At 44.6% G+C, this 3,844-nt stretch carries 2 protein-coding genes; both read right to left on the bottom strand.

The window, feature by feature from the left end:
• Positions 1-43 precede the first annotated feature (43 nt).
• Complete coding sequence (locus ACT3RN_RS14875) at positions 44-1,861, bottom strand: aminopeptidase P family protein (protein ID WP_192520328.1); 1,818 nt, start codon at positions 1,859-1,861, stop codon at positions 44-46.
• Between the two features lie 407 nt (positions 1,862-2,268).
• On the bottom strand, positions 2,269-3,831 hold the full coding sequence (locus tag ACT3RN_RS14870) for a peptide MFS transporter (RefSeq protein WP_192992446.1): 1,563 nt from the start codon (positions 3,829-3,831) through the stop codon (positions 2,269-2,271).
• Positions 3,832-3,844 lie beyond the last annotated feature (13 nt).

Raw genomic sequence — 3,844 nt, 5'->3', positions numbered from 1 at the left:
ACGGGGATTTTTTATTTTAGATTCGCAGATATAAGCGTTTACTTTAGATAGCCTTAGTACGCTCAGTCAGCCAGTCAAGTGCCGCGCCTTCAACACGGTCTTTTAGCTCCGCATAGACTTGGCTATGATAGTCATTAAGCCAATCAATCTCGACTTGAGTTAATAATGCAGGCTCAATTAGACGGGTATCAATTGGGCAATAAGTGATGGTTTCAAAGTTTAAGAATTGACCGAATTCCGTCTCAGTAGGATTGGCAACTGGTGTGTTAACCACCAAATTCTCGATACGAATACCCCATTTGCCTTCGCGGTATAAACCTGGCTCATTACTGGATATCATACCTACTTTCATCGCGCGCTCTTTCGGCGTGCTGGCACTATAAGCAATAACTTGTGGACCTTCATGGACGTTCAAGAAATAACCAACGCCATGACCTGTACCATGACCATAATCCATCTGAGCTTGCCACAATGGCGCACGGCATATCGCATCGATTAACGGTGAGGCGATACCATCAGGGAAATGCGCTTTGGCCAACGCAATATGGGCTTTGAGTACGGTGGTGAAGTCACGCTTGTGCTCGCTGCTTACGTGTCCAATACCGACCACGCGCGTGATGTCGGTCGTGCCGTTTTGATACTGAGCGCCTGAGTCAATGAGTAGTAAACCACCTTCACCTTCGTTGACATCTAAGTAGCTAAACTTCTCTGGCGTTGCGCGGTAATGCGGCAGCGCACCATTTTCATTAAAGCCTGCAATCGTTGGAAAACTTGGTGAGACATAATGTGGCTGCTGACTGCGCACTTCGATGAGCATACTATCGACGTCCAGCTCACTTAAGCGTTCACCGTCTGCTAAGCGCTGCTCAAATACGGCAAAAAACTCACTTAATGCAGCACCATCTTGACGCATGGCTTCACGTACATGATCAATATCAGCCTCAGATTTAACCGATTTTAACAAAGTGCTTGGCGCCATTTGCTCAATAAAACCTACGCCGTCTGCCATTTTAGATAGCGTACCCACTGCCACTTTACTCGGATCTAATAGCAATAAGTCATCAGCAGTCAATGTCCCTAATGCATCTTGCACAGCGTCATAATCAGCAAGGGTGATACCGCTGTCTTTTAAGCTTTGTACAATATCTGCGCTAACTTTATTATTATCGACAAACAAAGTCGCTGTTTCAGCATCAATCAGCATATGTGCCAAAAACACAGGGTTATAGTCAACATCAGCGCCACGCAAATTGGTCAGCCAAGCAATATCGTCTAAGCTTGAAAGCAAGTGATGGGTTGCGCCTGCCTCAGCCATACCTGCGCGTACAGCGGCAAGTTTTGAGGTAGCAGACTGCGCGACAAACTGCGCATCGTGTTGATATAGACTGGCAGTTGGTAGCGCTGGACGATCGCTCCATATTTCTGTAAATACGTCACGCTCAGTGATTAACGTAATGTCATTGGCATCAAAGGCATTTAACAATCTATCTTGTTCAGAGATAGACAATACATTGCCATCGACTGCCACGCTGTCACCCTCCGCCAAATGCTCGGCGAGCCAATCAATATGATTCGGCTGACCCGGTGCAAGCTTCTCTAAGCTAATACCTGTACCTTCTAATTGGTCAGCGGCGTGTACCCAATAGCGGCTGTCCGTCCATAATCCAGCAAAATCAGCGGTAACAACGAGCGTACCGACTGAGCCTGTGAATCCTGACAACCATAAACGCGCTTGCCAATATTCTGGCAGATACTCAGATAGATGAGGATCAGCAGATGGTACGATAATCGCGGTCAGGTCTTGTGCTACTAATGCCTGACGTAGACTGTCGATACGATCGTGGATGCTTTGTTTATTCATAAAAAGTGTCCTTATTGATTTTAAAAAAATGAGATTTAGAAAAATCATATTGTGAGGCGACTATGGATAGTCGTCTTATTTGAGCAAGTAAAACTGTTTTAAGCGTTTGTTATTTACCATTCATTGAATGCTCAGTATCTAAACCTAAGTAAGCGGTTCAATGTCTTAAAAACTAAAATGTTGTCAATGAGCAGATAAATGAGGCTAGCTATTTTTAATAGCCTTATAGGATTACAGCAGAGCATCATTAGATGTTTGGGCGGAAAGCGGACTTTCAATAGCGCGGGGTCAATAACTTACTAAGTGCAACCATAAAACGTGCCACCGATGATGGTAACACGTCTCGCCATCTAACATTTTTGCTGGTATTAGTATTGATACCAAATCACTTTAACCCTGTGTTTCAATTAGCTCAGCGTATCTGCATGCTCGCTTTTTTGTAGCATATTATTGATCGGTTTGGCTAATGCCAATAAGATAACGGCTGTGACCACCAAAAAGGTTGTCATCATCGTAAATAATCCCGGCAACCCTTCGATTTTATCAGCCGAGACATGACCACCAAAGAAAGCCGCGACCAAGTTACCCATGGCGATAGAGGCAAAGAAAAGCCCCATCATCTGACCTTGCATGCCTTTTGGCGCAAGCTTAGTCATTGCAGACAGACCAACAGGACTGAGCGCTAACTCACCAAGCGTCAGCAATAATAAACTACCGACTAACCATAAAGGTGAAGCCAAACCGCCATCGCTAGTCAAAATACTTTTTGAGGCAAAAATCATCAATGCAAAGCCTGCGGCAGCGAGCAACATACCAAGCGCAAACTTTACCATACTATTCGGCTCAAGGCCTCGATTTGCAAGCTTGACCCATACAATGCTGATGATCGGCGCTAATATGAGAATAAACAAAGGATTGAGCGACTGAAACCAAATACTAGGCACTTCAAAGCCTAAAACGTTAAGATCTGTATAGCGATCGGCGAATAAGTTAAACGACGTTGGCTGCTGCTCAAAGCTCGACCAAAATAGCGTCGAGCCAATGATTAAGATAAAACAAATCAGCAAACGCAGCTTATCGGCTTTGTCCAATCGCGGTGAAATAAACATGACAGCAAAGTACAGTATCACTACTGCTGCAATGATGTACGTCATATATTGGGCAACCATCTCAGGGTTAAATGGCATAATACCAGTCGCCACCAACAAAGTAATGGCGACAAGTAACGCCAGAAACCCTGCCACCCAGCGACCTACATTTTTGAAAAGCCCAGTCGTTTGTTCCCATTCAGGAGTGATATTTTTGGCACGAGCATAGCGATTTAACGTTTTTTTAGCTGAAAAACGATAAATCAATAATGAAGCCAGCATGCCTAGACCACCGACACCAAAGCCTACATGCCACATACCTTTTTCTTTAAATACGCCAACGATAAGGGCGGCCAATAGCGCACCGATATTGATACCCATATAGAATAAAGTAAAGCCGCTATCTCGGCGTGCATCACCCTTGGGATACAAAGCTCCGACCATTACTGAAATACAAGTTTTAAATAAACCTGAACCGAGAACGATACACATCAGGCCAACAAAAAATAGCGTCATACCAAACATAGCGGATAGCGCGATACACAAGTGACCTAGGGCGATAATAATACTGCCCCACCACAGTGCTCGCTCTTGTCCCAGCCAATTATCTGCCAGCCAACCGCCCGGTACGGCCGCTAAATACAATGAGCCTGCAAAAATACCATAGATAGCAGAAGCTGTGACCTCATCGAAGCCAAAACCGCCACTACTGACCGTCGCTACCATAAACAATACTAATAGCGGACGAATACTATAATAAGAAAACCGTTCCCACATTTCTGTAAAAAACAACGGACGTAACGGTTTAGGATGCCCCATAAAACCATTATCTAGCGCTTCTAATTCAGCAGCACTAGCCTGCGATTGTGTTTCTGTGCCCATAACTTTATTCCTT

Source organism: Psychrobacter sp. AOP5-GZ1-6 (assembly GCF_052376345.1).
In the GTDB taxonomy this organism is placed as follows: Bacteria; Pseudomonadota; Gammaproteobacteria; order Pseudomonadales; family Moraxellaceae; genus Psychrobacter.
The sequence above is the reverse complement of the archived record's forward strand: the minus strand, read 5'-3'. Positions and strand labels throughout refer to the sequence as shown.

Excerpts from the sequence above, each read along its gene's own strand:
- ACT3RN_RS14875 (WP_192520328.1), bottom strand. The coding sequence starts at position 1,861 with ATGAATAAACAAAGCATCCACGATCGTATCGACAGTCTACGTCAGGCA.
- ACT3RN_RS14870 (WP_192992446.1), bottom strand. The coding sequence starts at position 3,831 with ATGGGCACAGAAACACAATCGCAGGCTAGTGCTGCTGAATTAGAAGCG.